Raw genomic sequence first — 24,642 nt, 5'->3', positions numbered from 1 at the left:
CCGCGAGGACCACACCTGATGAACCGACACGAGATGCTCGCCGAACTCCACCGGCTCCTGAGGCCCCGCAACTACCTCGAGATAGGCATCGACACCGGCATGAGCCTGTCGCTCTCCAGGGTGCCGAGCATCGGGATCGATCCAGCCTTCCGGATCACCGAGGAGCTGGACACCCATGTCCAGCTGGTGCGTGCCACGAGTGACGACTTCTTCCGAGACAACAACCCGACCGAGCGATTCGGAGGCGCGCCGCTGGACTTCGCGTTCGTCGATGGCATGCACTGGGCCGAGTTCGCCCTGCGGGACCTCATCTACGTCGAGGCCTACACCCGCGCGACCAGCGTCATCGTCATCGACGACATGCTGCCCCGCGACACCGCCGAGGCGGCTCGGGAACGACACACCCACGAGTGGACGGGCGACGTCTTCAAGGTCACGACCGCCCTGCGCCGGCTGCGCCCGGACCTCGTCGTGCTCGAGGTCGACACCGCGCCCACCGGCACCGTAGTCGTCCTCCTGCCTGACGCCACCTCGTCCGTCCTCGTGGAGAACTACGCCAAGCTCGAGCGGCGCTTCGTGCAGGCACGAGACCCCCAAGCGGTGCCGGACCGGGTGCTGAGCCGGACGGAGGCGGTCGACCCTCGCCGACTGCTTGACTGCGGCTGGTGGGAGACCCTCGTGCAGGAGCGGGAGGGAGAGCTGCCGGCCGGGTCACTGGCCGCCGCGCTCGCCTCCCAGGACTGGACGGCGCTGCAGCGGACATCCGCCCGTCCCAACCAGGTCGCGCGAGCTCTCGCCTTCTCCCGCTGACCTGCGCCGCCGCCACGCGACAGCCGCGGTCTTCCGAGCCGCACCACGACCGTCGGGAGGACCGACCATGAAGATCTTGATGATGAACGCGGGCTACATCGGCCCGGACTACTACCGGGTGACCGAGCCCGCCCGCGCGGTGCACGAAGCGCACCTGGGAGTCGAGGTCACGATCAGTCAAGGGCTGACTACGACAATGCGCACTCCGCTCGACGGTGGGGACTCAGTGGTCACCGACGTGGACCCCCAGGGCGCCGACGTCGTGGTCCTGCAACTACCCAAGACCGCGGAGATGCTCCAGTGCATCCGCGTCCTGCAGGCTCAAGGGATCGCGGTCGTCGTGGAGATGGACGACCTGCTCTCCGCCGTCCCGTTCGGCAATCCGGCGCACAACAACCTCGTGCGGAGGGGTATGGCACGTCTGGCGCTACAGTGCGCCCGCGAGGCCGACCTGGTCACCACGACGACGCCTGCCCTGGTCACCGAGTACGCGCCGCGCGGACGTGGCGTCGTGGTCCCCAACGCGGTCCCGCGCAGGATCGCCGAGCTCCCGCCGGCTTACGAGAGGGAGCCTGACACCGTGACCGTCGGGTGGGCTGGCAGCGTGCCTGGCCACCCGTATGACCTGCAGGAGATGGGCTCGGGCCTGCAGCAGGCGCTGGACAACACCCGCGGCCGGAGCCGCTTTATGATCCTGGGGCAGAAGTCAGACGCTCGCGAGCGGTTGCGACTGCCGGAGGAACCGGCCGAGCTGCCCTGGATTCACGACGTAGACGGGTACACGACCGCGGTCGGCGAGGTCTTCGACATCGGGGTGGCTCCGCTGCGCATCGACCGCTTCAACACGTGCAAGAGCTGGCTCAAGAGCCTGGAGTACGCCGCGCGCGGCGTCTACTGCGTCCGCTCCCCCAGCGCCGAGTACGAGCGCCTAGGCCTGGGCCGGCGAGCGAAGGCCCCGAAGGACTGGGCGAAGGCCCTGACCACGGCGATCCGGGATCCGGACCTGCGCCGCGATCAAGCGGCACGCGACCGGGCGGTGGTCCTCGACCGGCATCTCACCGAGCACACCGCCGCTCAGTGGGTGGCCGCGTGGGAGCGAGCGGTCGACAACCGGGCGCGGAGTCGGCGCAGGGGCGCCTGAGAGGGCTCACCCGTCCCGTGCGAGTGAGCCCCTCAGAAAAACCCGCACGGTTCGACTCAAGTCCCCCGATCCTCCGGCCGTAGATCCACCTGCAAGGCCCGCAGCACGGATGCAGCGGGGAATCTGTCAGCCCGATTCCACGGAGGAACACCATGGGCATGAGCGTCAACACCAACATCGGTGCGCTGAACTCGTACCGCAACCTGTCGGTGACCAACGACCAGATGGGCAAGTCGCTCGAGCGTCTGTCCTCTGGTTTCCGCATCAACCGCGCTGCTGACGACGCTGCGGGCCTGGCCATCTCCGAGGGCCTCCGCTCGCAGATCGGCGGCATGAAGCAGGCCGTCCGCAACACCCAGGACGGCATCTCGGTCGTGCAGACGGCCGAGGGCGCCCTCTCCACCGCCACCTCCATCCTGCAGCGCATGCGCGACCTGTCGGTCCAGGCCTCCAACGCGGGCAGCCTCAACGACAGCGCGAAGGCGAACATCCAGAAGGAGGTCAGCCAGCTCAAGGAGGAGCTGACCCGCATCTCGACGACCACGAACTTCAACGGCACGAAGCTGCTCGACGGCTCGTACTCCGGTGTGTTCCAGGTCGGCGCCGACGCGGGCCAGTCCATCTCGGTGACCATCGGTGCGCCGGGCAAGGGCATGGACGCGGCCGGCCTCGGTGTCAACGGCGTCGACGTCACCGGCGTGGGCAAGTACGCGGCCTCCGGCGCCGCGGCTGCCGGCAAGGTCAATGTGAGCACCGCCGCCGCCAGTGGCACCGCAGCCGTCCTGACCTTCACCGCGGAGACCACCGACGGCACCGACCAGTTCAGCGGGGCCAGTGGCGCGGTCAAGGCGTACACGGAGCTCACTGGGACGATCAGTTTCGGTGGCAAGACGTTCGACCTGTCGACCGTCGACTACACCGGCGTCACCGCCACCGACGGTGCTGGCGGCGCCCTGGAGAAGCTGAACAAGGCCGCCGCGGCTGCGTTCGGTCTCGCTGACAACGCCACGCCGTTCGCCTCGGCTGCCACTGGGACGCTGACCTTCACTACGCCGAACAACATCGCGGGCTACACCGACGACGCCGGCGCAATCAGCGCCACTGCCGCCGACCTCGCGAAGGCGACCCCGGTGTTCACCGCGGGGTCCGGGGCGACCCAGGCCATCAAGGACATCGACACCGCCCTCCAGACGGTGTCGAGCATCCGCGCCGACCTGGGTGCCAAGCAGAACCGGTTCGAGCACACGATCAACAACCTGAACGTGGCGATCGAGAACACGACTGCCTCGGAGTCGCGGATCCGCGACACCGACATGGCCCAGGAGATGACCAACTTCACCCGGACCCAGATCCTGACCCAGGCCGGCACCTCCATGCTGGCCCAGGCCAACCAGGCGTCGCAGGGCATCCTGAAGCTCCTCGGCTGACGGTGACCCCGCACGACTGAGCACCACCCGGTGAGGGGGGAGGCCCGGCCTCCCCCCTCACTGCTCGTCCCGACCACGCCGGCTCCCGGCGGCCGATCCCGGAGGTACCCCCATGGCAGGCATGAGCGTCAGCGGCCTCTCCTCCGGTCTGGACACCACCACGATCATCTCGCAGCTGATGCAGCTCGAGGCGCAGCCGCAGGCCCTCCTCAAGGCGAAGCTGACCGACACGAAGGCAGACGCGTCCGCTTACCGGACGGTCAACAGCGTCTTCACCACGCTCCAGTCGGCTGCCGAGACCCTGACCAAGGCGAACACCTGGGCGCCGGTCAAGGCGAGCAGCTCCATCGCCTCGGTCACCGTGAGCGCGACCGCCGGCGCCGCCACCGGCCAGGTCAGCTTCCGCGTCGACTCGCTCGCTGCCAGCCACGTCCTCGTCTCCAGCACCACCTGGACGCCGTCCGCGACCGCCATGACCCTCACCATCGGGGACAAGGACAACGACACCGTCGCCAAGGACGTCGAGCTCCCGGCGAATGCGACGTTGGAACAAGCCGTCACCGCGATCAACGCTGCCAACGCCGGCGTGACCGCGACCGCCGTCAGCACGGGCAACGGGTTCCGGCTGCAGCTGACGTCGAAGACCTCCGGCGCCGACGGCGAGTTCACCCTCAGCGGCGGCCCCGCGTTCTCCCTCTTCACGCAGGCGGCGGACGCCAAGCTCACGGTGGGCGCCGGTGGCCCGTACGAGTACGCCGTCACGTCGACGAGCAACACCTTCACCGATCTGATGCCCGGCACCACGTTCACCGTCAGCAAGGCGGGCGAGAACGCCACGGTGACCGTCGGCAGCGACCCCTCCGCATTGACCTCGGCGGTGCAGGCCCTGGTCACCGCCGCGAACAACGCCGTCACCAACATCACGACGTACTCCGACAACAGTGCCGGCAGCACCGCGGTCCTCCGTGGTGACAGTTCACTGCGCGCGCTCGCCGGTCAGATCGCCGACGCGGTCGCCTACGCGGTGGGGGAGGACGGATCCGCTGCCGTCGCCGGCCTCCAGCTCACCCGCGACGGCAAACTGGTGTTCGACTCCACGGCATTCACCGCCGCGCTCGCCGCCGATCCTGCGAAGGCCCAGCGGCTGCTCAACGGGTCGGGCACCGACACCACCGCTGTCCCTGGCGTCGCGCAGCGGCTGCTCGCCGTGGCCAAGTCCGCGACGGACACCACGACCGGCACGCTCGTGACCCTCGCCAACGGCAAGGACAGCCAGGCCCAGGAGATCCAGAAGCGCGTCGAGGACTGGGACCTCCGCCTGCAGCTGCGTGAGAAGACACTGACCGCGCAGTTCACCGCCATGGAGTCGGCCCTGGGCAAGTTGAAGAACCAGTCGACCTGGCTGTCCTCCCAGCTGTCGGCGCTGCCCAGCTGGTCGAAGTCCTCGTCGTCCGACTGACGTCGGACCGATCCACCCGCACACCGCCGTCGACGTCCGACGTCGCGTCCCCGAGGAGTCCTCCCCCATGAGTGCTGCCGCCCTGCGTGCCCGCTACATGGGCGACACCGTCGCCACCGCTTCGCCTCAGCAGCTTCTCGTCATGCTGTACGACCGGCTCGCCCTCGACCTCGAGCGCGCGCAGAACGCGTTGGGAGCCGGCGATCACGGCGAGGCCTCCCGCCAGCTGCTGCACGCCCAGGACATCGTCGCGGAGCTGCACGCCAGTCTCCGGGTGGACGTGTGGGAGGGCGGCCCGCGACTCTCGGCCCTCTACACGTGGCTGCTGACCGAGATGGTCAACGCCAACGTCAAGCGCGACGCGAACCGCGTCGGCAACTGCCTGAAGGTCGTCGAGCCGCTGCGCGACGCCTGGCGCCAGGCGGCCGCGAGCCTGGCGGGCACCGCATGACCGCCGCGCACTCCTCGGACGAGGCCCGGCGCGCCGAGTGGGCCGAGGTCCTCGAGGAGATGGAGGGCGAGGTCCTCGACGCCGAGCGCTCCATCCGCGGCAACCGCGCCGAGGAGATCGCCGCCTGGGGCCGGCGCATGGAGGACTGGACGCCGCCCACCATGCTCGGGCCGCTGCCCCTGGACCTGCGCGAGCGCGCGGCCCGGCTGCTGCAGCACCAGCTCGCCGTCGCCGAGGAGCTCGTCGAGCGAATCACCCAGTCCCAGCGCCAGCGCGACGTCGCCGCGCGGATGGCCTACCGGCCCCGCCCGGTGGCCGCCTTCGTGGACCGCGCCCTGTAGCGACACCCTCCAGCACACGACCCGGCCGGGTCCGCCTCACGGCGGGCCCGGCCGTCGTCGTCCCCGGGGCAGGAGTGCCTCCCGCGGGCGGGAGGCGACCCCGGAGGCGACACGGGGCCCGTCCGGCCCGTCCGCTCCCCGCGTCACACCCGTCACCCGCGCCACGGACGGCGGTCAAGGTGCAGGGGTCCGCTGCCGATGTCGCCCCTGCACGGACAGCACTGCTCTCGCCACGGATCGGCGGCCCCGCCCTCGCGCTCGCGCGCGCGGGCTCCCCCGACGTACCCGGAGGCACCTCGTGTCCTGCCGCCCTGCCCGCCGGCGGTCCGCCCGATGATCAGCGACGTCACCATGACCACGCTGCACTCGGCGCTGACCGGCCTGGCGCAGCGCCAGCGCGTGACCGCGGACAACATCGCGAACGTGCAGACCCCCGGCTTCCTCGCCGGCCGCACGGACTTCGAGTCCTCGCTGCGCAACGAGCTGCGCCAGGGCCGGACGCCGACCGTCTCCGGCGGCTCCATCGCCCGCTCGCTCGAGCCCACCCGCGAGGACGGCAACAACGTGAACCTCGACAGCGAGACCGTCATCGCCACCGAGACCGGCCTGCGCTACCAGTTCGCGCTGACCGCCCTCGAGGGCAAGTACAACGGCCTGCGCACGGCCCTCCGGACGGCCTGACGTGTTCGACGGCCTCGACATCTCCGGGTCCGGCCTGTCGGTCCACCGCCGCTGGCTGGACGCCGTCTCGGACAACATCGCGAACATCAACACGGTCAGCTCGACCGACGGCGAGGCCTTCCGCGAGCGCATGGTCGTCGCCCAGGCCGTCGACTACGGCTCCGGCGAGGGCGGCGTGCGCGTCGCGCGCGCCGAGTTCGGCAGCGCCGAGGGCCGGCTCGTGTACGAGCCCGACCACCCGCTGGCCGACGACGAGGGCTACGTCCGCTACCCGGACATCGACCTCGGCGAGCAGATGACCCAGATGATCATGGCCCAGCGCGGCTACCAGGCGAACATCGCGGCCCTCGAGCGGGCGACGAACGCCTACCAGGCCGCGCTCCAGCTCGGGAAGGGCTGACCAGCATGACCTCCCCCGTCGGCGGCGTCTCGCTGCCCACGTTCCCCGCGTTCGGCGCGCTCGGCGGCATCGACGCCGCGCGGGCCACCCAGGCGGCGCAGGCCCCGCAGGCCGCGACCCAGGCCTCGGCCGACGGTTTCGCCGCCGCCCTCACCGGCGCGCTCGACGAGCTCGGCAGCCTGCAGTCCAGCAAGGACGCCCTCGCCGTCCAGGCGGCCACCGGCGACCTGCGTGACGTGCACGACTACATGATCGCCGCCCAGGAGTCCTCCGTGGCCACCGAGATGGTCGTGACGATCAAGAACAAGGCCGTCGAGGCCTTCACCGAGATCATGAGGATGCCGGTCTGATGCCCGCCGCACTGGCTGGGCCGCTGGCGAAGGTGCGCAGCACCCTCGCCACGATCAGCCTGGGCCAGAAGGTCGTCATCGGCCTGCTGGTGGCCGGGCTGGCGCTCGGCGGCTTCTTCTTCTACCGCTGGATCACGACGCCGACCATGGCGCCGCTGTTCTCCAACCTGGCCTCGACCGACGCCTCGGCGATCGTCGACGAGCTCAACGCCTCCGGCGTCGCCTACGAGCTCGCCGACGGCGGCGGGACGATCATGGTCGCCAACGACGCGGTCTACGACCTGCGCCTGCAGATGAGCGGCCAGGGCCTGCCCGCCGGCTCCGACACCGGGTACGCGCTGCTCGACGAGCAGGGCATCACCACCAGCGAGTTCCAGCAGCAGGTGCAGTACCAGCGCGCCATCGAGGGCGAGCTCGCCAACACCCTCGAGGCGCTCGACGGCGTCTCGCAGGCGGTCGTGCACGTCGCGCTGCCCGAGGACGAGGTCTTCGCCTCCGACGAGGGCGAGCCCACCGCCTCGGTGCTCCTGGACCTGACGCCGGGCACCGAACTCTCCGGCGAGCAGATCCAGTCGATCACCAACCTGGTCTCCTCGAGCATCGAGGGGATGGAGCCCGAGCAGGTCACCGTCAGCGACTCGACCGGCCAGCTCCTGTCCGCCGCCGGCCAGACCGCCTCGGCAGCCTCGGGCGACGCCCGCTCGCAGATGGAGACCGACTACGAGACCCGGCTGGCCGCCAACGCCCAGTCGATCCTCGACACCGTCCTCGGCCCCGGCAACGCGCGCGTCTCCGTGCGCGCCGACCTGGACATGTCGCAGCGCGACAGCACCGCGACCAGCTACCAGTACACCGAGGGCACGCCGCCGATCAGCGAGCAGACCTCCACCGAGCAGTACACCGGCGACGGTTCCGCGGTCGGGGGCGTCCTGGGCCCGGAGAACACCGCCGACGCCGCGAACGGCACCGGCGGCGGCAACTCCACCTACTCGACCGAGAGCACGACGGCGAACAACGCCGTCGGCCAGACCGTCGAGAACACCGTGACCGCGCCCGGCGAGGTCAACCGGCTCACCGTCGCGGTCGTCATGAACGACACCGTGGCCGGCGGCCTCAACACCGCGCAGGTGCAGAACCTCGTCAGCAACGCCGTCGGCCTCGACCAGGCCCGCGGGGACGCGATCAGCGTCGCCTCGCTGCAGTTCGACACCAGCGCCGCCGACGCCGCGGCCGCGGAGATGACGGCGGCCCGCGAGGCCGAGCAGCAGGCGCAGATGTGGTCGCTCATCAAGACCGGCGGCATCGCGCTCGGCATCGCCCTGCTGGTGCTCGTCGTCTGGCTGCGGTCCCGCCGCGGCCGCGACGACGAGGAAGACGAGGACGACGAGCCGCTCGACCTCGACGACGGCCTGCTGGCCGAGCTGGAGCGGCTGCGCGTGGCCAGCTCCCGCGACGACACCGCCGTCCTGGACAACCGGGCCCTGGAGCTGGAGGCCGCCGAGCGCCAGCGCGTGCGAGGGGAGATCTCGACCATGGTCAGCGAACGACCCGACGAGGTGGCGCAGATGCTGCGCGGTTGGCTCAGTGATGTGAAGTGACCGAGCTCGCGAGGTCACTCATGGGTACCGCGACCTGCGGAGCAGGTCCGACGAGCGCCAGCGAGGAGGAGCTGTGACGCTCGCCAGTGTCGAGCCGCTGGTGGGCGCGGGCGGGACCAACCTGCCCGCCCTGCCGGCCAGGCCCCCGCGCCCGGAGCTGCCGGGCCTGCGCAAGGCCGCCGTCTTCCTCGCCCAGATGAGCAAGGAGGAGGCCGGGCTGCTGCTGTCGAAGCTGCGCCCGCGCGAGGTCGAGGCACTCACCCGCGAGATCATGAAGCTCGGCTCGGTGGAGCCCGAGGACGTCGACGGCGTCCTCGGCGAGTTCCACCAGCTGATGAACGCCCAGCGCTTCGTCGGCCGCGGCGGCGTCGACTTCGCCCGCGAGATCCTCGCGGCGGGCCTCGGCGAGGACAAGGCCGAGGGCATCCTCGCCCGCCTCAACGTCGTCTACACCGAGGTCCCGTTCGCCTCGCTGCGCAACGCCGACGTCCGCCAGCTGGTCACCTTCCTCAAGGACGAGCACCCGCAGGTCATCGCGCTGGTGCTCGCCCACCTCTCGGCCGCGCAGTCGGCCGAGGTGCTCTCGGGCTTCTCGCCCGAGCAGCAGGCCGAGGTGGCCCACCGCATCGCCACGATGGACCGCACCTCCCCGGAGATGGTGCGCCTGGTCGAGGAGGAGCTGGGCCGGCGCATGGGCTCGCTGCTCGCCCACCAGGACATGTCCACCGTCGGCGGCGTCGAGACCCTCGTCGAGATCATCAACCGCTCGCCGCGGCCCACCGAGCGCTCGATCCTCGAGTGGCTCGACAGCTCCGACCCGGAGCTGGCCGAGCAGGTGCGCGCGCAGATGTTCGTCTTCGAGGACATCACCACCATCGACGACCGCTCGATGCAGCTGGTGCTGCGCGAGGTCGAGGCCAACGACCTGGCCACCGCGCTCAAGGGCGTGCGCCCCGACGTGCGGGACAAGGTCGTGCGGAACCTCTCCGAGCGCGCCGCCGAGAACCTCGCCGAGGAGATCGAGCTGCTCGGCCCGGTCCGCGCCCGCACGGTCGAGGAGTCGCAGGGCAAGATCGTCGCGGTCATCCGCACGCTCGAGGAGCAGGGCGTCCTGACCATCTCGCGCGGTGGGGACGATGAGTTCGTCGCCTGACGGCCGCCGGGAGTCGGTGCTGCTGCGCGGGGCCTCGGCCAGCGCGGCGGCCCCCTACCGGTCGGTCGCGGGGACGACGGTCCCCCCGCGTCCCCGCCCCGCGCCCCCGCAGCCGGCCGGCCCCTCCCCCGTCATCGCCACGGCCCCCGAGGTCGTGGTCGAGCGGCGGCAGGCGCCGCGCCGCGCCGCCGACGTCCCGGTGCCCAACGGCCGCGGCGTCCTGCGGCTCGGCGACGTCTACGCCGAGGAGCTCGCCCGGCTGCGCGCCTTCGCGCACGACGAGGGCTACAGCGCCGGGCACGCCGCCGGCGTCGCCGCGGCCGCCGACGTCATCGCGCAGGCCGAGGCCGAGGCCGCCGCGCGGCTGGCCGACGTCCAGGCCCGCTGGGAGCGCCGGATGGCCTCGGCGACGGCGGCGCTCGGTGCCGCCGTCGCCGCCCTCGACGCCGCGGCGGTGCCCACCGCCGACGACGTCCGCGACACGGTCGTCGACGGCGTGCTGACCCTCGTCGAGGAGCTGCTCGGCCGCGAGCTCTCGGCGACCACCACCGCCGGCGTCGACGCCCTGCGCCGCGCCCTCACCCTCGTGCCCGCCGACGCCCCCGCCGTGGTCCGGCTGCACCCCGACGACCTCGCCGACGTCCCGCCGCACGCGCTGGCCACCCTGCCGCCGTCGGTCACCGTCCTCGGCGACGACGCCGTCGAGCGCGCCGGCGCGGTCGCCGAGTGCGGGCCGCGCCGGGTCGACGCCCAGCTGTCCACGGCGCTGGCCCGGGTGCGGGCGGTCCTCTCCGGCGGCGGTCCCGCGTGAGCGCCGCCGCGCTGTTCGAGAGGGCCCGCCTGGCCGCCCGCCCCCAGCTGACCGGCTCCGTCGTCGGCGCCATGGGGCTCACGCTCACCGTCGAGGGCGTCATCGGGGCCGTCGGAGACCTGGTGGAGGTCGGCTCCGGCCTGCTCGCCGAGGTCGTCGCCGTCTCCCGGGACCGGCTGACCTGCATGCCGCTCGGCGAGATCTCCGGCGTGCACGCCGGCGCCCCGGTGCGCAACACCGGCCGGCCGCTGCAGGTGCCCGTCGGCCAGGCCCTGCTCGGCCGGGTGCTCGACGGCCTCGGCCGCCCGGTCGACGGGCACGGCCCGCTCGGCGCCGGCAGCGGCGGGGGCATCGACTGGGTCGACCTCGCCAGCGAGACGCCGCACGCGCTGTCGCGCCGGCGGGTCGAGGAGCCGCTGCCGGTCGGCGTCCGCGCGCTGGACACCCTCGTGCCGGTCGGCAAGGGCCAGCGCCTGGGCATCTTCGCCGGCTCCGGCGTCGGGAAGTCCACGCTGCTCGCGCAGATCACCCGCGGCACCGAGGCCGACGTCCGGGTCATCGGGCTGATCGGCGAGCGCGGCCGCGAGGTGAAGGAGTTCCTCGAGGAGAACCTCGGCGAGGAGGGCATGGCGCGCACCGTCGTCGTCGTGGCCACCTCCGACGAGCCGCCGCTGGTGCGCCTCAAGGCCGCCTTCGTGGCCACCCGCATCGCCGAGGGCTTCCGCGACCAGGGCCGCGACGTCCTGCTGCTCATGGACTCGATCACCCGCACCGCCATGGCCCAGCGCGAGGTCGGCCTGTCGGCGGGCGAGCCCCCGGCCACCCGCGGCTACCCGCCGAGCGTGTTCGCGATGATGCCGCGGCTGCTGGAGAAGGCCGGCCCCGGCGCGACCGGGTCGATCACCGGCCTCTACACCGTGCTCGTCGAGGGCGACGACCACAACGAGCCGATCGCCGACACAGCCCGCTCGATCCTCGACGGGCACGTCGTGCTCACCCGCAGGCTCGCCACCGCCGGCCACTTCCCCGCCGTCGACGTGCTCGAGTCGATCTCCCGCGTCGCCGGGGCGGTCACCGCGCCGGCGCGGATGGCCGACGCCCGCGAGATGCGCCGCCTCATGGGCGCGCTGCGGGACGTCAAGGAGCTCGTGGAGATCGGCGCCTACCAGGCCGGCAGCGACCCGCTGGTCGACCGCGCCCGGCTGCTCTCCCCCGCCATCGACGCCTTCCTGCGCCAGGCGCTGGAGGACAGCACCTCCCCCGACGACGCCTGGGCGATGCTGCACCGGCTCGTGACCGCGGCCTGACGTGGGCAAGCGCGCGACCTTCCGCCTCGAGCCGGTCCTGCGGGTGCGCGCCGCTGCCGAGGAGGCGGCCTCCCGCGCGGCCGCCGAGGCCGGCGCCGCGGCCCACGAGGCCGCCCGCCGCGCCGAGGAGCAGGCGGCCGCGCTCGCCGGCCGGGTGCCGCCCGCCTCGGCGCCCGCCCAGGTCTTCCTCGCCGCGATGGTCGCATCGGCCGCCGCGGCTGCCGATGTAGCTGCTGCACGGTCGACGGCGCAGGCCTCGGCCGAGCAGGCGGAGCTGCTGCGGCAGCGCTGGACCGCCGCCGCCCAGGAGACCCGGGCGCTGGAGAAGCTGCGCGAGCGGCACCTCCTGGCGCTGCGGGCCGCCGAGGCCGCCGCCGAGGAGCGCGCGGTCGACGACCTGGTGACGCGCCGCCACTCGGTGCGCGCCACCGACGACGGGGAGGAGGAGCCGTGGAGGGCCTGACCGCGGTGCACAGCCGCATCGCCGAGATCCAGAACCGGATCCTCACCATGGCCTCGGCGTCCTCGACGTCGACGTCGGCCGCGCTGTCCTCGCAGTGGGCCTCGGCCGCGTCGGCCGCCGGGCTCACCGGCACCTCCGCCGCCGCGGCGACCGGGACGGCGGCGACCGCCGGCAGCGGCCTGGAGTCGCGGGCCGTCGCCGCCGCGCAGCGCTACCTCGGCGTCCCCTACGCGTGGGGCGGCACCGACCCGTCTGTGGGCCTGGACTGCTCGGGCCTCGTGCAGCGGGTCTACGCCGACCTCGGCATCGACCTGCCCCGCACCAGCTCCCAGCAGGCGACCGCGGGCACCGCGGTCGCGAGCCTCGCCGAGGCACGGCCCGGTGACCTCGTCTTCTTCGACAACTCCTCGTCGCGGCCGGGCATCGACCACGTCGGCATCTACGTCGGCAACGGGAAGATGATCGCCGCGCCGCAGGCCGGCCAGGTCGTGCAGGTGCAGGACGTCGGCTCGCCGTCGGTCATCCGCCGGGTGCTGCCCGCGTCGGCCGCCGCCCCCGCCGCTCCGTCCTCGGGGGCCGGCCTCGGCGGCGTCCCGTACGCCGACCTGTTCACCGCCGCCGGCGCCCGCCACGGCGTCGACCCGGCGCTGCTGGCCGGGGTGGCGAAGGTGGAGTCCGGCTTCGACTCCTCCGCCGTCTCCCCCGCCGGCGCGACCGGCCTCATGCAGTTCATGCCGGCCACCGCCGCGGGCCTCGGCGTCACCGCGACGGACCCGGCGTCCTCGATCGACGGCGCGGCCCGCTACCTGCGCCAGCTCACCGACCGCTTCGGCTCCACTGACCTCGCGCTGGCCGCCTACAACGCCGGCCCCGGGACGGTGAGCCGGTACGGCGGCATCCCGCCCTACGCGGAGACCCAGTCCTACGTCCGCAAGGTCACCAGCGCCGCGGAGGCCTACTCATGACCGCTCCCGCCCTGAGCGCCGCCCTGCCCGCGGCGGCGCCCTCGCCCTCCGTCCCCTCCGCCGACCCGTCGTCGGGCGCGGACTTCGCCTCCGCGCTCGACAGCGCGGTCGGCGGCCGCGGGCCGGTCGACCGGGGTGAGGACCGCGGCCCGGTGCGCCGCGGGCCCGTCGACCGGGGCCGGCCCGACCGCGAGCCCGCCGACGGCACGCCCGCGGAGGAGGCTGCGGGCGACGCCGCCGACGCGGCCCCCACCGGCGACCCGGCGACGCCCGCCCCGGTGGCGGGCCTGCCGGCCGGCTGGGCGCTGGCGCTCGCGCTGGGCACCCCCGTGCCGGCGACCGCCCCCGGCGAGACCCCCGCCGGCACCCCGGCCGCCGCGCTGCCCGGCGCCGTCCCCGGTGCCGGCGTCCCCGGTGCCGCGCTCGCCGGTGCCGGCCTGCCCGGTGACGCGGTCGCCGGCGTCGTGCCGGGAGCCGTCCCGGCCGAGGTCCCCGCCGGCCCGGTCGCCGACCTGCCGCCCGCGCCGGCGCCCGCCGCGCCCGCCGCCGCGGCGCCCGCGCCCGTCGCCGCTCACGTGCCGGCCGCCCTCGCCGCCGCGCTGCCCGCGGGCGTCGTCGTCGTGGCGGCCGATCCCGCCCCGGCCGACGCCGCGCCGTCCACCCCGCTGTCCCCGGCCCCCGGCGCGACGGCCCTCCCGGTCGCGCCGGCCGGGCAGGACGCCGGCACCGGACCGGGTGCCGGCGATCCGCAGGCCCGCCCGGGCGAGACGGCCTCCGCCGCGCCGGCCACCGCCCCGGCGGCCGCACCCGCGCCGGCGCCGGCCGTCGTCGCCCCGGTCGCGGTCGCCCGCGCCGAGGCGCCCGCCCCGCCGGTCGCCGCCCAGCTCGCCCCGACCGTCGCCACGCTGGCCGCCCGGCCCGACGGCGCGCACACGATGACGCTGGTGCTCACGCCCGAGACGCTCGGGCCGGTCGAGGTCCGGGTGACCGTGCACAACGGCACGGTCGACCTCAGCCTGCGCGGGGCCTCCGACGCCGGCCGCGCCGCGCTGCTCGACGCCCTGCCCGACCTGCGCCGCGACCTCGAGGCCTCCGGGCTCACCTGCTCGAAGGTGCAGGTCGACCGCGAGCAGGCGGGCTCGGGCCAGTCGCAGGCCCAGGCCGGCTGGCAGCAGGCCCAGCAGCAGGCGCAGGAGCGCGGGGCCCGGCAGGGCCGCGAGGCCGGCGAGGACACCGGCCGGCCCTGGCTGCGCACCGACCCCGACGGGAGCCGACCGGCTGCCGCCACCGACTCCCCCACGTCGAGCTCCCTCGACGTCCGGGCCTGAGAGGAGCCGACGATGACCGATCCCGTGGGCGGCGTGGGCTCGACCCCCGCCACGTTCACCGCGGCGACGTCCGTGGACCGCAAGGACCAGATGGGCAAGGACACGTTCCTCCAGCTGCTGGTCGCGCAGATGCGCTACCAGGACCCGAGCAACCCGACGAGCACGACCGAGTTCATGTCGCAGACGGCGACGTTCACCCAGGTCGAGAAGCTCTCGGAGATCGCGAGCCAGAACGCCTCGCTGCTGTCCCTGCAGCGCTCGCTGTCGGCCGGCGCGCTGGTCGGCCACGCGGTCAGCTGGACCGCCGAGGACGGCACCACGCAGACCGGGACGGTCTCCTCGGTCCGCTTCGGCGGCGACGAGCCCACCGCCGTCGTCGGGGACCAGGAGGTCCCCTTCGGCCGCCTCACCGAGATCTCCGTGCCGGCCTGACCGGCCCCTTCCCCGCTCTCCCCCCTCCCGAGAGGACCCCCCGTGCTGCGCTCGATGTTCTCGGCCATCTCCGGCCTCCGCGCCCACCAGACCAAGCTCGACGTGACCGGCAACAACATCGCCAACGTCAACACGGTCGGCTTCAAGAGCTCCCAGACCGTCTTCGAGGACACCCTGTCCCAGGTCATCCGCAACGGGTCGGCACCCGTCGCCGGGGAGACCGGCGGAACCAACCCGGCCCAGGTGGGTCTCGGCGTCAAGGTCGCCGGCATCACCACGAACTTCGGCCAGGGCTCCACGCAGAACACCGGCCGCTCGACCGACTTCATGATCAGCGGCGACGGCTTCTTCGTCACGCGGGCGGGCAACGAGAACCTCTACACCCGCGCCGGCTCATTCGACTACGACGGCGCCGGCAATCTCGTCACCCCCGACGGCGCACAGCTGCAGGGCTGGATGGCCGGTCCCGACGGGACGGTGAGCGCCAACGGTCCCCTCGTCCCGCTCACGATCCCCTTCGGTGAGGTGATGCCCCCGACGGCGACCCGTGCGGGCGCGATCACGGGCAACCTGTCGACGGCGTCCGTCGTCGCCGTCGATGGTCCGCCGGCCGTCGAGGCGACCGCGGTCCAGACGCAGGTCACCGCCTACGACTCGCTCGGCACCGCCCACCCGATCGCGCTCACCTTCACCAAGACGGACGCCAACACCTGGTCGGTGGTCGCCAGCGAGAACGGCTCGCCGATCGGGACTGCCCAGACGCTGACCTTCAGTCCCTCCACCGGCCTGGCGACCGGTGACACGGGCTTCGAGCTCGCGGTGGCCGGCCCCAACTGGCTCGACGCGCGCGGTGCGCTGATCCAGCCCCGCATCGACCTGTCGGGGATGACGGAGTTCGGCGGGAAGACCTCACTGACGCCGGGCGGCGTCGACGGCAATGCCATGGGCACGCTGCAGTCGATCTCCCTCAGCGGCGACGGCACCATCATGGGTGTCTACTCCAACAGTCTTCGCGAGCCGATCGGCAAGCTGGCCCTGGCGACCTTCGCCAACCCGAGCGGCCTCTCGAAGGCCGGTAACACCAGCTACCGGGTGGGCGACAACTCCGGCCAGCCGGTGGTCGGCGAGGCCGGGACGGGCAGCCGTGGATCCCTGACGGCGGGCGCGCTCGAGATGTCGAACGTCGACCTCGCCGAGGAGTTCACCGGCCTGATCGTCGCCCAGCGCGGCTTCCAGGCGAACAGCCGCGTCATCACCAGCTCCGACGAGATCCTCCAGGACCTGGTCAACCTCAAGCGCTGACGACGGGACCCGCGGCCCGGCACCCGTTCCCCGGGGTGCCGGGCCGCTCCCGTCCTGACCCGCCTCGCCTCCCGCGCGCGGACGGCGGCCCTGAGGGCCCTCGTCGCGCTGTCGGCCCTCCCCGACGCCGGACGGCGGCGGGACGCCTGTGACGTGCGGGGACGCGGTGCCGGGTCACCCTCCGGGGTGATGCGGCGGGCCGGGTTCGGCTCAAGCAGTCCCCGCGCGGGACCGATGGTCCCTGCAGCCGGCAGTCCGCACCGCCGCGGCTGCTCTCCCCTCCCCCGAACGAGCAGAAGGACCGACCCGTGATCCGTGTGACGCGCCTGAACGGGGAGCACTTCGCGCTCAACCCCGACCTCGTCGAGCGGGTCGAGGGGCACCCCGACACCGTCGTGTTCCTCGTGGACGGCACCAAGTACATCGTCCGGGAGGGCGTGGACGAGGTGCTCGACGAGATCCGCGAGTACCGGGCCAGCATCCTCGCCACCGCCTACGCGATGGACCGCGGCACCTACCGCACGACCTCCGGGCCCTCCCCGGTCTCCCCCGCGCACCCGGCCGACGACGCCCCGCGTGCCTCCGTCGTCCCCTTCCCGGCCCGCGAGGAGCGCTGACCCATGGACCCGTCCACCCTGATCGGCTTCGTCATCTCGATGGTCGCGCTGCTGGTCTTCATGGTCATGGAGGGCGCCGACCCGACCTCCCTGATCTTCCTCCCGGCGATCATCCTGGTCATCGTCGCCACCTTCGGCGCGGCCATGTCCGGCCAGACCATGTCCGACCTCGGGAAGATGGGCGGCTGGTTCAAGCTCGCCCTCATGCCGGCCAAGGTCCCGGCGGCCGCCGAGCAGATCCAGACCCTGGTCAGCCTCGCCGAGAAGGCCCGCAAGGAGGGCCTGCTCGCGCTGGAGGCCAAGGTCAAGGACATCGAGGACCCGTTCCTCAAGCGCGGCCTGCAGATGGGCATCGACGGCACCGACCCCGAGGAGCTGCGCGCCGTCCTGGAGAGCGAGATCGCCGCCAAGAAGGCGGAGGACAAGGTCGCCGCCAAGTTCATGACCACCATGGGCGGCTACGCCCCGACCATCGGCATCGTCGGCTGCATCGTCGGCCTGATGAACGTCATGGGCAGCCTGAGCGACCCCGAGGCCCTCGGCCCGATGATCGCTGCCGCGTTCGTCGCGACCCTCTGGGGCGTCATGGCCGCCAACTTCTGGTTCCTGCCGATGGGCGCGAAGATCCTCCGCGTCAGCGAGCTGCAGGCCGCCCAGATGGAGCTGCTCGTCGAGGGCATCGCCGAGATCCAGGCCGGCACCAGCCCGCGCGCCGTCCGGCTCAAGCTCAGCGCCCTCATCCCGCCGAGCGAGGCCGCCAAGGAGGCGGCGTGACCTCCCCCGGGGCGTCGGCGTGAGCGCCGGCGGCCACGGCCACGGCGGCAAGCGCCGCAAGAAGCACCCCGAGCACGAGGAGCACGAGAACCACGAGCGGTGGCTCGTGTCCTACGCGGACATGATGACCCTGCTCCTGGTCCTCTTCGTCGTCCTCTTCGCGATGAGCCAGGTGGACAAGGACAAGTTCGCCGCGCTGGCCAGCGGCCTGTCCGAGGCGTTCGGCGCCCCGGTCAGCGCGCTCAGCAGCGCCGGCACCAACTCCGACGCGCAGGTCCTCGACGCCCTCGACGCCGCCGTCGACGTGCAGATCCCGCCGGCCCCGGCCGCGGAGTCCGACGTCGACACCGCGGCCGCGGAGGCCGCCGCGCAGGAGGCCGCCCGCGTCGCCGCGGAGGCCCGGGCCGAGTACGACGAGCTGGCCGCGGCCCGTGACGCCATCGACGCGGCGCTGGCCGCCGCCGGGCGGGCCGGCACCGCGCAGTACGAGATCGACGAGCGCGGCCTGGTCGTGCACATCGTCTCCGACCCGGTGCTGTTCGGCCCCGAGGAGGCGACGCTGCAGCCCGCCGGCCGCGAGATCCTCGACGCGATCGCCCCGACCCTGGCGGCACTGCCCAACTCCCTCGCCGTCGAGGGCCACGCCAACTCGCTCCCGGTCACCCCGGGCGGGCCGTGGCCGTCGAACTGGGAGCTGTCGGCCTACCGCGCCACGACCGTCGTCCGGTACCTGGCCGCCGAGGGCGTGCCGCAGGGCCGGCTGTCGGGCACCGGCTACTCCGACACCCGGCCGATGGTCCCGGCGTCGGACCCGGACGCCCTGTCCCTGAACCGCCGCGTCGACATCGTCGTGCTGTCCGACGCCTCCGCGGAGGCCGCCGAGCTCCTCCCCGGCCTCGACGACGCCCCGGCACCGACCGCCCCCGCACCGATCGCCCCCGCACCGATCGCCCCGGCCGCCCCGGCCGCACAGGAAGGCACGCACGAGTGAGCACCAAGACCAAGGACAAGGCCGCCAAGGACAAGGCCGCCGAGGACGGCGAGGAGGCGAAGGGCGGCGGCAAGAAGAAGCTGCTCGCCGTCGTCGCGGTCCTGCTGGTGGGCCTCGGCGCCGCCGCCTACTTCTTCCTCTTCGCCGGCAGCGGCGAGGCCGAGGCGGCGGAGCCCGTGCACGGCGGCTACACCGCCCTGGAGCCCATCGCGGTCAACCTGGCCGGCGGCGGCTACCTCAAGATCGGCATCACGCTGGAGTACACCGCGGACGCGGCCGCCGGCGGGCACGGCGGCGGCGGCGTCGACGGCTCGAAGGCCCTCGACCTCATCATCTCCACCTACTCGCAGGCCCAGCCGGCCGACGTGGTGGGCGCCCGCGAGGCGCTCAAGGAGTCGCTGGAGCACCAGATCATCGAGGCCTACACCGAGGAGGGCGTCCCGATGGTCATGCACGTCTACCTGACCGAGTACGTCACCCAGTGACGCGCTGACCCCACCCGTCCCGTCCCAGCGATCCCCCGGCGCCCCACGCGCCACACCCTCCCCGGCTGACCGGCGGCGCCCCGCGCCGCCGGTCAGTTCGCGTTCCGGGCCCGCCGATGAGGGGACCGTGACCCGCCCCGAGAACGCGACCGTGCCCGCCGGGCACGGGCCGCAGTCGCCGGCCGTGGGCGGCCGCAGCCGGCGCGGTGCACCCCGCACCTACGACTTCCGCCGCCCGACCAAGCTCTCCCGCGAGCACGTGCGCGTGCTGCAGATCGCGCAGGAGGCGTTCGCCCGCCAGGCGACGACGGTGCTCACGACGATGCTGCGCACCGGTGCGCGCATGGAGCTCGTGGGCATCGAGCAGCACTCCTACGACGACTACGTCGCCACGCTGCCCGATCCGTCGTTCCTGACGACGTTCACCATCGAGCCGCTCGCCGGCAAGGGCCTGCTGGCCTACCCGCTCGACATCGCGATGGCCACCGTCGACCACATGCTCGGCGGGTCGGGCGCGGCGCACCAGCCCGAGCGGCCGATGACGGCGATGGAGACGACGATCATCCACTCGCTGCTCGGCAGGCTGCTGCAGGAGTTCGCGGGGTCCTTCACCCACGTCAGCGAGCTGCAGCCGGTCATCGACGGCATCGAGTACAACCCGGCCCTGGCCCAGGCCGCCGCGGGCTCCGACACCGTGATGGTGGCCCGCTACACCCTGTCGATCGGCGCCCGCGACGGCGCGGCCTCGCTGGTGCTGCCGTTCAGCTCCTTCCACCAGGTCCTCGACGACGCGGCCTCGCCGCAGCTGTCGGAGTCCGCACAGCGCACCCGCCAGCGCGCCGCCGAGCTGCTCTCCGCCCGCCTCGAGCTCGTGCCGGTCGACGTCAGCGTCCGGTTCTCCCCGCTCGAGGTGTCCTCGGAGGACCTGCTCTCCCTCGCCGTCGGCGACGTCCTGCTGCTGCGCCACCCGCGCGACGCGCCGCTGGAGGTCACCACCAACGACGCCGTCTTCGCCCACGCCATCGCCAGCAACCACCGCCGCCGGCTGGCCGCCGCCATCGTGCCCGCCCCGGCCGGAGGGAAGGACCCCGCATGACCGCCACGCTCGACTCCCAGGCCCAGCAGGCGTCGGAGACCATCACCGCCGTCGTCGTGGCGGCCGCCACCGCCGCGGCCGCCCTCGTCCCGGCCGGCACCGAGCTGGTGCCCGCCCCGGCGGTCACCGACCCCGACGCCGTCCCGGTGCCCCCGGCCGCCACCGCGGCCGTCAGCGCCCGGCTCTCCGGCGAGATCACCGGCGACGTCGTCCTGGTGCTGTCGGCCGAGGTGGTCGAGGCGCTGGACAACTCCCCCGTCGGCCCGATGGACGTCGCCACCGCGCTGCGCCCGGCGCTCGAGGCGGCCGCGGCCACCCTCGGCCGGGTGCGCGTGGACTCCGAGCGCACCGAGGACCCGGTCACCGCCCTGGACGGCCTGCGCGACAAGGGCATGTTCGTGGCGGTCCCGCTGGTCGCCGGCACCGAGCACGTCGCGACGCTGGCCCTGCAGGTCACGCTCCCGACCGCGCCCCGCCCGCGTCGCGGCAGCCTCGACCTGCTGCGTCACGTGGCCATGGAGGTCACGGTGGAGATCGGCCGCACCCGCATGACCGTCGGGGAGCTGCTCTCGCTGCACCCCGGCGAGGTGATCGAGCTCGACCGCGCGGCCAGCGCCCCGGCCGACCTGCTGGTCAACGGCACGCTGATCGCCCGGGGCGAGGTCGTCGTCGTCGACGAGGACTTCGGCCTGCGGATCAGCGAGATCGTCACCGACGCCGCCGCGGAGCTCGGGCAGGCCCACCCGTGACGTGGATGGTCATCCGGCTGGTGCTGTCGCTGGCGTTCGTCGGCGGCGTGCTCTGGTTCGCCGCGCGCCTGGCCAAGAAGCGCGGACTGGGCTCCTCCGGCGGCCTGGTCGAGGTCGTCGCCCACCAGCGGATGGGCCGGGCCAGCACGGTGAACGTGCTGCGCATCGGCGACCGCGTGCTGGTGGTCGGCGCGACCGAGCAGCAGGTGACGCTGCTGGCCGAGCTCGACGGCGAGGCCGTCGAGGCGACGCTGGCCGAGCGGGCCGCCGCGGCGCCCGCCGAGGGCCGGCCCGCGGTCGCGCTGCCGGCCGCCGGCGGGGCGCTGTCCGGCTCGGTGCTCGACCGCGGCGCCTGGTCGGGCCTGGTCTCGCAGCTCCGCGAGCGGACGGTCCGTCGCTGATGGACCGCACCGCACCCGCGCGGGGCCCGGCACGCCGGGTCGCCGTCGTGCTGGCCGCCCTGTTCGGCTGCGCCGTCGCCGGCGTGCTGCTGGCCGGTCCCGCCGCCGCGGCGCCGACCGCGCCCACGGCCCCCACCGCCCCCGTCGTCCCCGCCGTCGACGGCGGCGTGGACATCTCCGTCGGCAACGGCAGCCCCAGCACCTCGATCACGCTGATCCTGGCGATCACCGTGCTGTCGGTGGCGCCGTCGGTGCTGCTGCTGTGCACCTCGTTCACCAAGATCGTGATCGTCCTGTCGCTGACCCGCAACGCGCTGGGCCTGCAGCAGTCGCCGCCGAACTCGGTGCTCACCGGCATCGCCCTGTTCCTCACGCTGTTCGTGATGGGCCCGGTGTTCTCCGACGTCAACGAGGTCGCGATCCAGCCCTACATGGACGGGGCGATGACCGTCTCGCAGGCCTACGACGCCGGCGTCGTGCCGCTGCGGGAGTTCCTGCTCGCCAACACCCGCGACGACGAGCTCGAGCTCATGGTCGGCCTGTCCGGCGAGGAGCAGCCCGAGGACGCCGCGTCGGTCAGCATGACCACGCTCGTGCCGGCGTTCGTCCTCTCCGAGCTCAAGAGCGCCTTCATCATCGGGATCGTCGTGTTCATCCCGTTCCTGGTGCTCGACATGCTGGTCAGCGCCTCGCTGATGGCGATGGGCATGATGATGGTGCCGCCGTCGATCGTGTCGCTGCCGTTCAAGCTGCTGCTCTTCGTCGTCGTCGACGGGTGGGCGCTGATCACCACGGCGCTGGTCGGGAGCTATTCGTGACCGACGCGGACGTCACCGAGATCGCGGTGCAGACGATGACCGTGGGCGCCAAGGTCGCCGCCCCGGTCCTGCTCACCGCGCTGCTGGTCGGGTTCCTCATCTCGCTGTTCCAGGCCGCGACCCAGATCCAGGAACCGACCCTGTCGTTCGTGCCGAAGATGATCGCGGTCTCCATCGCGCTGCTGGTCACCGGCAACTGGGTGCTCGCCGAGATGGTCAGCTTCACCGAGCACCTCTTCGACTCGCTGCCCCACCTCCTCGGCAGGACCTGAGCGCCATGGACCTCGAGGTCCCGGCGGTCACCCTCGCGGCCCTGCTGCTGGCCACCGCCCGGGCGGCCGGGTTCGTCCTGCTGGCCCCGCCGTTCAACACCCGCATCATCCCGGCCCCGGTGAAGGGCGCTCTCGCTCTAGTGCTCTCCGTTGCGCTGCTCGACCGCGTGGCGCCTGGGCTGCCCGAGCCCACCACCGGGTTCCTCGTCGTCACCGCCGTCAGCGAGGTCGCCATCGGCGCGGCCCTCGGCTTCGTCGTCCAGCTCTTCTTCACCGCGGTCCAGTTCGCCGGTGAGCTCATCGACGTCACCGGCGGCTTCACGCTGGCGCCGGCCTACGACCCGCTGTCGATGACGACGAACTCGGTCATGGGCAAGCTGCACTCCCTGCTGGCCACCACGCTGCTCTTCACCAGCGGCGGCCACCTGCTGCTGGTGCGCGGGTTCGCCACCTCCTACGAGGGACTGCCGGTGAGCGGCGGCTTCCCGTCCGACTCCATCGGCGAGGTCGTGCTGACGGCCTTCTCCGCGATGTTCCTCGCCGCACTGCAGATCGCCGGGCCGATGGTCGCGGTGCTGCTGCTGGCCGACGTCGCGCTGGCCCTGCTGTCGCGGGCGGCGCCGGCGCTCAACATCTTCGCCTTCGGCTTCCCGGTGAAGATCATGCTCACACTGGCTCTGCTGGGGCTCACCTTCCCGCTGCTGCCGTCCGCCCTCGACGCGCTGCTCGAGCAGGCCACCCGCGCGGTGGTCGGACTCCGGAGCGGCTGATGGCCAAGGACGGCCCGGGTGGTGAGAAGACCGAGAAGCCGACTCCGAAGCGCCTCAAGGAGGCGCGCAAGGAAGGGCAGATCCCCCGGACCCAGGAGCTGGGCACCTGGGCGGGGGTGGCGACGGCCAGCGCGCTGCTGCCGATGCTCGTGGGCAACGCCTTCGACTCGGTCGGCGCGCTCTTCGTGCAGATCGGCGTGGTGGCGCGCCGACCCGAGGAGGCCGCGCTGTCGGCCCTGCTCGGCCAGGCGCTCACGGCCTTCCTGGAGGCCGTGCTGCCGCTGGCCCTGTGCCTGATGCTGGTCGGGTTCATCGCATCGGCCGCCCAGGGCGGGATCACCGTCTCGGGCAAGGGCATGAAGCCCACACTCAAGAAGCTGAACCCCTTCCCCGGCATGAAGCGGATGTTCGGCACCCACGGCATCTGGGAGGCGGCCAAGGCCGTCATCAAGACCGTGGCGCTCGCCAGCGTCGTCATCGTGACCAGCGCCGACGCCAAGGCGCTGGTGTCCGCGGCCGGCGCGCTGCCGCTGTCGGCAGTCGTCGCCACGTTCACCGACTCGGCCGTGCTGCTGTTCCGCGTCGTCGCCGTCACGGGGCTGGTCATCGCCGTCGCCGACTACGTGGTCGTCCGCGTCCAGATCATGAAGAAGCTCAAGATGAGCCGGTACGAGATCCAGCAGGAGCACAAGAACGCCGAGGGCGACCCGCACGTGAAGGGCCAGCGCCGCTCGATGGCGCTGGCGATGTCGCGCAACCGGATGATGGCCGAGGTCGCCGAGGCCGACGTCCTGCTGGTCAACCCCACCCACGTGGCGGTGGCACTGAAGTACGACCCGGCGAAGGGCGCCCCGCGGGTGGTGGCCAAGGGCGCCGACGAGATCGCCGCGAAGCTGCGCGAGCGGGCCGCCGAGGCGCGGGTGCCGATGGTGCAGGACATCCCGCTGGCCCGGGCCCTGCACGGCTCGTGCGAGGTGGGCCAGGAGGTCCCGCCGCAGCTCTTCACGGCCGTGGCCCGGGTGCTCGCCTTCGTCATGCAGCTGGGCTCGCGCGGCGTGCGCGGCGGGTTCCACCGGCCCGGTTTCCAGGCGCCCGACGTCACCAACCTGCCCCGCGCCGGCCGTCGGAGGACCCCGATCGCCTCCTGACCTCCCGGTACCCGCAAGCGGTCCGCACGCGTCCACTCCCCTGACGTGCGGATCGCTCCTCAGGCCTGCCCGGCCGTGGGGCGGCTGTGACTCGTGGGCCGA

Annotated in this window: 29 protein-coding genes; all 29 read left to right on the top strand. The window is 73.2% G+C overall.

The features are described 5' to 3' along the window. Window positions 1-18: 18 nt before the first annotated feature. The 29 genes from ACI78R_RS15985 to ACI78R_RS15845 all read left to right on the top strand — a co-directional run bounded on the left by ACI78R_RS15985 (window position 19) and on the right by ACI78R_RS15845 (window position 24,540). Window positions 19-810 carry a class I SAM-dependent methyltransferase gene (locus tag ACI78R_RS15985; RefSeq protein WP_457041420.1) on the top strand — a complete coding sequence of 264 codons (792 nt, stop codon included), beginning with the start codon at window positions 19-21 and terminating at the stop codon, window positions 808-810. A gap of 67 nt (window positions 811-877) precedes the next feature. Further along, window positions 878-1,951, top strand: a complete 1,074-nt coding sequence (locus ACI78R_RS15980; RefSeq protein ID WP_457041419.1) for a glycosyltransferase family protein — start codon at window positions 878-880, stop codon at window positions 1,949-1,951. A 158-nt stretch (window positions 1,952-2,109) separates the two neighbouring features. Beyond that, window positions 2,110-3,378 carry a flagellin N-terminal helical domain-containing protein gene (locus tag ACI78R_RS15975; protein ID WP_457041418.1) on the top strand — a complete coding sequence of 423 codons (1,269 nt, stop codon included), beginning with the start codon at window positions 2,110-2,112 and terminating at the stop codon, window positions 3,376-3,378. Between the two features lie 112 nt (window positions 3,379-3,490). After that, window positions 3,491-4,837 (top strand): flagellar filament capping protein FliD, encoded by a 1,347-nt coding sequence (gene fliD / locus ACI78R_RS15970; RefSeq protein WP_457041417.1) that lies wholly within the window; start codon window positions 3,491-3,493, stop codon window positions 4,835-4,837. Window positions 4,838-4,904: 67 nt separating this feature from the next. Continuing rightward, window positions 4,905-5,288 (top strand): flagellar export chaperone FliS, encoded by a 384-nt coding sequence (gene fliS, locus ACI78R_RS15965; RefSeq protein WP_457041416.1) that lies wholly within the window; start codon window positions 4,905-4,907, stop codon window positions 5,286-5,288. Continuing rightward, complete coding sequence (locus ACI78R_RS15960; RefSeq protein ID WP_073418654.1) at window positions 5,285-5,629, top strand: hypothetical protein; 345 nt, start codon at window positions 5,285-5,287, stop codon at window positions 5,627-5,629. The genes fliS and ACI78R_RS15960 overlap by 4 nt, the downstream gene beginning before the upstream one ends. 351 nt (window positions 5,630-5,980) lie before the next feature. Further along, window positions 5,981-6,310, top strand: coding sequence for a flagellar basal body rod protein FlgB (gene flgB / locus ACI78R_RS15955; RefSeq protein WP_336032810.1), 330 nt, complete (start codon window positions 5,981-5,983; stop codon window positions 6,308-6,310). Window position 6,311: 1 nt separating this feature from the next. Beyond that, on the top strand, window positions 6,312-6,710 hold the full coding sequence (gene flgC, locus ACI78R_RS15950) for a flagellar basal body rod protein FlgC (protein WP_073418652.1): 399 nt from the start codon (window positions 6,312-6,314) through the stop codon (window positions 6,708-6,710). Between the two features lie 5 nt (window positions 6,711-6,715). Further along, window positions 6,716-7,060: a flagellar hook-basal body complex protein FliE gene (gene fliE / locus ACI78R_RS15945; protein ID WP_457041415.1), complete on the top strand. Its 345-nt coding sequence runs from the start codon at window positions 6,716-6,718 to the stop codon at window positions 7,058-7,060. Beyond that, a complete protein-coding gene (fliF, locus tag ACI78R_RS15940) occupies window positions 7,060-8,658 on the top strand; it encodes a flagellar basal-body MS-ring/collar protein FliF (protein ID WP_073418651.1) in 1,599 nt (532 codons plus the stop codon). The genes fliE and fliF overlap by 1 nt, the downstream gene beginning before the upstream one ends. A gap of 73 nt (window positions 8,659-8,731) precedes the next feature. Then, window positions 8,732-9,811, top strand: a complete 1,080-nt coding sequence (gene fliG, locus ACI78R_RS15935) for a flagellar motor switch protein FliG (protein WP_073418650.1) — start codon at window positions 8,732-8,734, stop codon at window positions 9,809-9,811. Next, the gene (locus ACI78R_RS15930) at window positions 9,795-10,622 is read left to right on the top strand and encodes a FliH/SctL family protein (RefSeq protein WP_457041414.1); all 828 of its coding nucleotides are present in this window, start codon (window positions 9,795-9,797) and stop codon (window positions 10,620-10,622) included. Before fliG ends, ACI78R_RS15930 begins: the two co-directional genes overlap by 17 nt. Further along, window positions 10,619-11,929, top strand: coding sequence for a FliI/YscN family ATPase (locus ACI78R_RS15925; RefSeq protein ID WP_457041413.1), 1,311 nt, complete (start codon window positions 10,619-10,621; stop codon window positions 11,927-11,929). Before ACI78R_RS15930 ends, ACI78R_RS15925 begins: the two co-directional genes overlap by 4 nt. 1 nt (window position 11,930) lies before the next feature. Next, window positions 11,931-12,392, top strand: a complete 462-nt coding sequence (locus tag ACI78R_RS15920; protein ID WP_457041412.1) for a flagellar export protein FliJ — start codon at window positions 11,931-11,933, stop codon at window positions 12,390-12,392. After that, a complete protein-coding gene (locus ACI78R_RS15915; RefSeq protein ID WP_457041411.1) occupies window positions 12,380-13,357 on the top strand; it encodes an NlpC/P60 family protein in 978 nt (325 codons plus the stop codon). The genes ACI78R_RS15920 and ACI78R_RS15915 overlap by 13 nt, the downstream gene beginning before the upstream one ends. Then, window positions 13,354-14,685: a flagellar hook-length control protein FliK gene (locus ACI78R_RS15910; RefSeq protein ID WP_457041410.1), complete on the top strand. Its 1,332-nt coding sequence runs from the start codon at window positions 13,354-13,356 to the stop codon at window positions 14,683-14,685. Before ACI78R_RS15915 ends, ACI78R_RS15910 begins: the two co-directional genes overlap by 4 nt. Before the next feature lie 12 nt (window positions 14,686-14,697). Then, window positions 14,698-15,117 carry a flagellar hook capping FlgD N-terminal domain-containing protein gene (locus tag ACI78R_RS15905; protein WP_073418645.1) on the top strand — a complete coding sequence of 140 codons (420 nt, stop codon included), beginning with the start codon at window positions 14,698-14,700 and terminating at the stop codon, window positions 15,115-15,117. Window positions 15,118-15,159: 42 nt separating this feature from the next. Then, the gene (locus ACI78R_RS15900) at window positions 15,160-16,419 is read left to right on the top strand and encodes a flagellar hook protein FlgE (RefSeq protein WP_457041409.1); all 1,260 of its coding nucleotides are present in this window, start codon (window positions 15,160-15,162) and stop codon (window positions 16,417-16,419) included. A 308-nt stretch (window positions 16,420-16,727) separates the two neighbouring features. Beyond that, complete coding sequence (locus ACI78R_RS15895; protein WP_457041408.1) at window positions 16,728-17,036, top strand: flagellar FlbD family protein; 309 nt, start codon at window positions 16,728-16,730, stop codon at window positions 17,034-17,036. Window positions 17,037-17,039: 3 nt separating this feature from the next. Then, complete coding sequence (locus ACI78R_RS15890; RefSeq protein ID WP_457041407.1) at window positions 17,040-17,810, top strand: motility protein A; 771 nt, start codon at window positions 17,040-17,042, stop codon at window positions 17,808-17,810. Between the two features lie 19 nt (window positions 17,811-17,829). Beyond that, on the top strand, window positions 17,830-18,801 hold the full coding sequence (locus tag ACI78R_RS15885; RefSeq protein ID WP_457041406.1) for a flagellar motor protein MotB: 972 nt from the start codon (window positions 17,830-17,832) through the stop codon (window positions 18,799-18,801). Further along, window positions 18,798-19,286: a flagellar basal body-associated FliL family protein gene (locus tag ACI78R_RS15880; RefSeq protein WP_457041405.1), complete on the top strand. Its 489-nt coding sequence runs from the start codon at window positions 18,798-18,800 to the stop codon at window positions 19,284-19,286. Before ACI78R_RS15885 ends, ACI78R_RS15880 begins: the two co-directional genes overlap by 4 nt. Window positions 19,287-19,413: 127 nt before the next feature. Continuing rightward, complete coding sequence (locus ACI78R_RS15875; RefSeq protein WP_457041404.1) at window positions 19,414-20,382, top strand: flagellar motor switch protein FliM; 969 nt, start codon at window positions 19,414-19,416, stop codon at window positions 20,380-20,382. Beyond that, on the top strand, window positions 20,379-21,131 hold the full coding sequence (gene fliN / locus ACI78R_RS15870; RefSeq protein ID WP_073418639.1) for a flagellar motor switch protein FliN: 753 nt from the start codon (window positions 20,379-20,381) through the stop codon (window positions 21,129-21,131). Before ACI78R_RS15875 ends, fliN begins: the two co-directional genes overlap by 4 nt. A 5-nt stretch (window positions 21,132-21,136) precedes the next feature. Beyond that, window positions 21,137-21,532 (top strand): FliO/MopB family protein, encoded by a 396-nt coding sequence (locus tag ACI78R_RS15865; protein ID WP_245794377.1) that lies wholly within the window; start codon window positions 21,137-21,139, stop codon window positions 21,530-21,532. Continuing rightward, on the top strand, window positions 21,532-22,350 hold the full coding sequence (gene fliP, locus ACI78R_RS15860; protein WP_457041403.1) for a flagellar type III secretion system pore protein FliP: 819 nt from the start codon (window positions 21,532-21,534) through the stop codon (window positions 22,348-22,350). The genes ACI78R_RS15865 and fliP overlap by 1 nt, the downstream gene beginning before the upstream one ends. Beyond that, window positions 22,347-22,622 carry a flagellar biosynthesis protein FliQ gene (gene fliQ / locus ACI78R_RS15855; protein ID WP_073418636.1) on the top strand — a complete coding sequence of 92 codons (276 nt, stop codon included), beginning with the start codon at window positions 22,347-22,349 and terminating at the stop codon, window positions 22,620-22,622. Before fliP ends, fliQ begins: the two co-directional genes overlap by 4 nt. A 5-nt stretch (window positions 22,623-22,627) precedes the next feature. Further along, window positions 22,628-23,392 (top strand): flagellar biosynthetic protein FliR, encoded by a 765-nt coding sequence (gene fliR / locus ACI78R_RS15850; RefSeq protein WP_457041402.1) that lies wholly within the window; start codon window positions 22,628-22,630, stop codon window positions 23,390-23,392. Further along, window positions 23,392-24,540 carry an EscU/YscU/HrcU family type III secretion system export apparatus switch protein gene (locus ACI78R_RS15845; protein ID WP_457041401.1) on the top strand — a complete coding sequence of 383 codons (1,149 nt, stop codon included), beginning with the start codon at window positions 23,392-23,394 and terminating at the stop codon, window positions 24,538-24,540. The genes fliR and ACI78R_RS15845 overlap by 1 nt, the downstream gene beginning before the upstream one ends. The last annotated feature ends 102 nt before the right edge of the window (window positions 24,541-24,642 follow it).

The sequence above is a fragment of the Geodermatophilus sp. SYSU D01106 genome (assembly GCF_054049995.1).
Note: the sequence above shows the minus strand (reverse complement) of the source record. Positions and strands in the feature narration are given on the sequence as shown.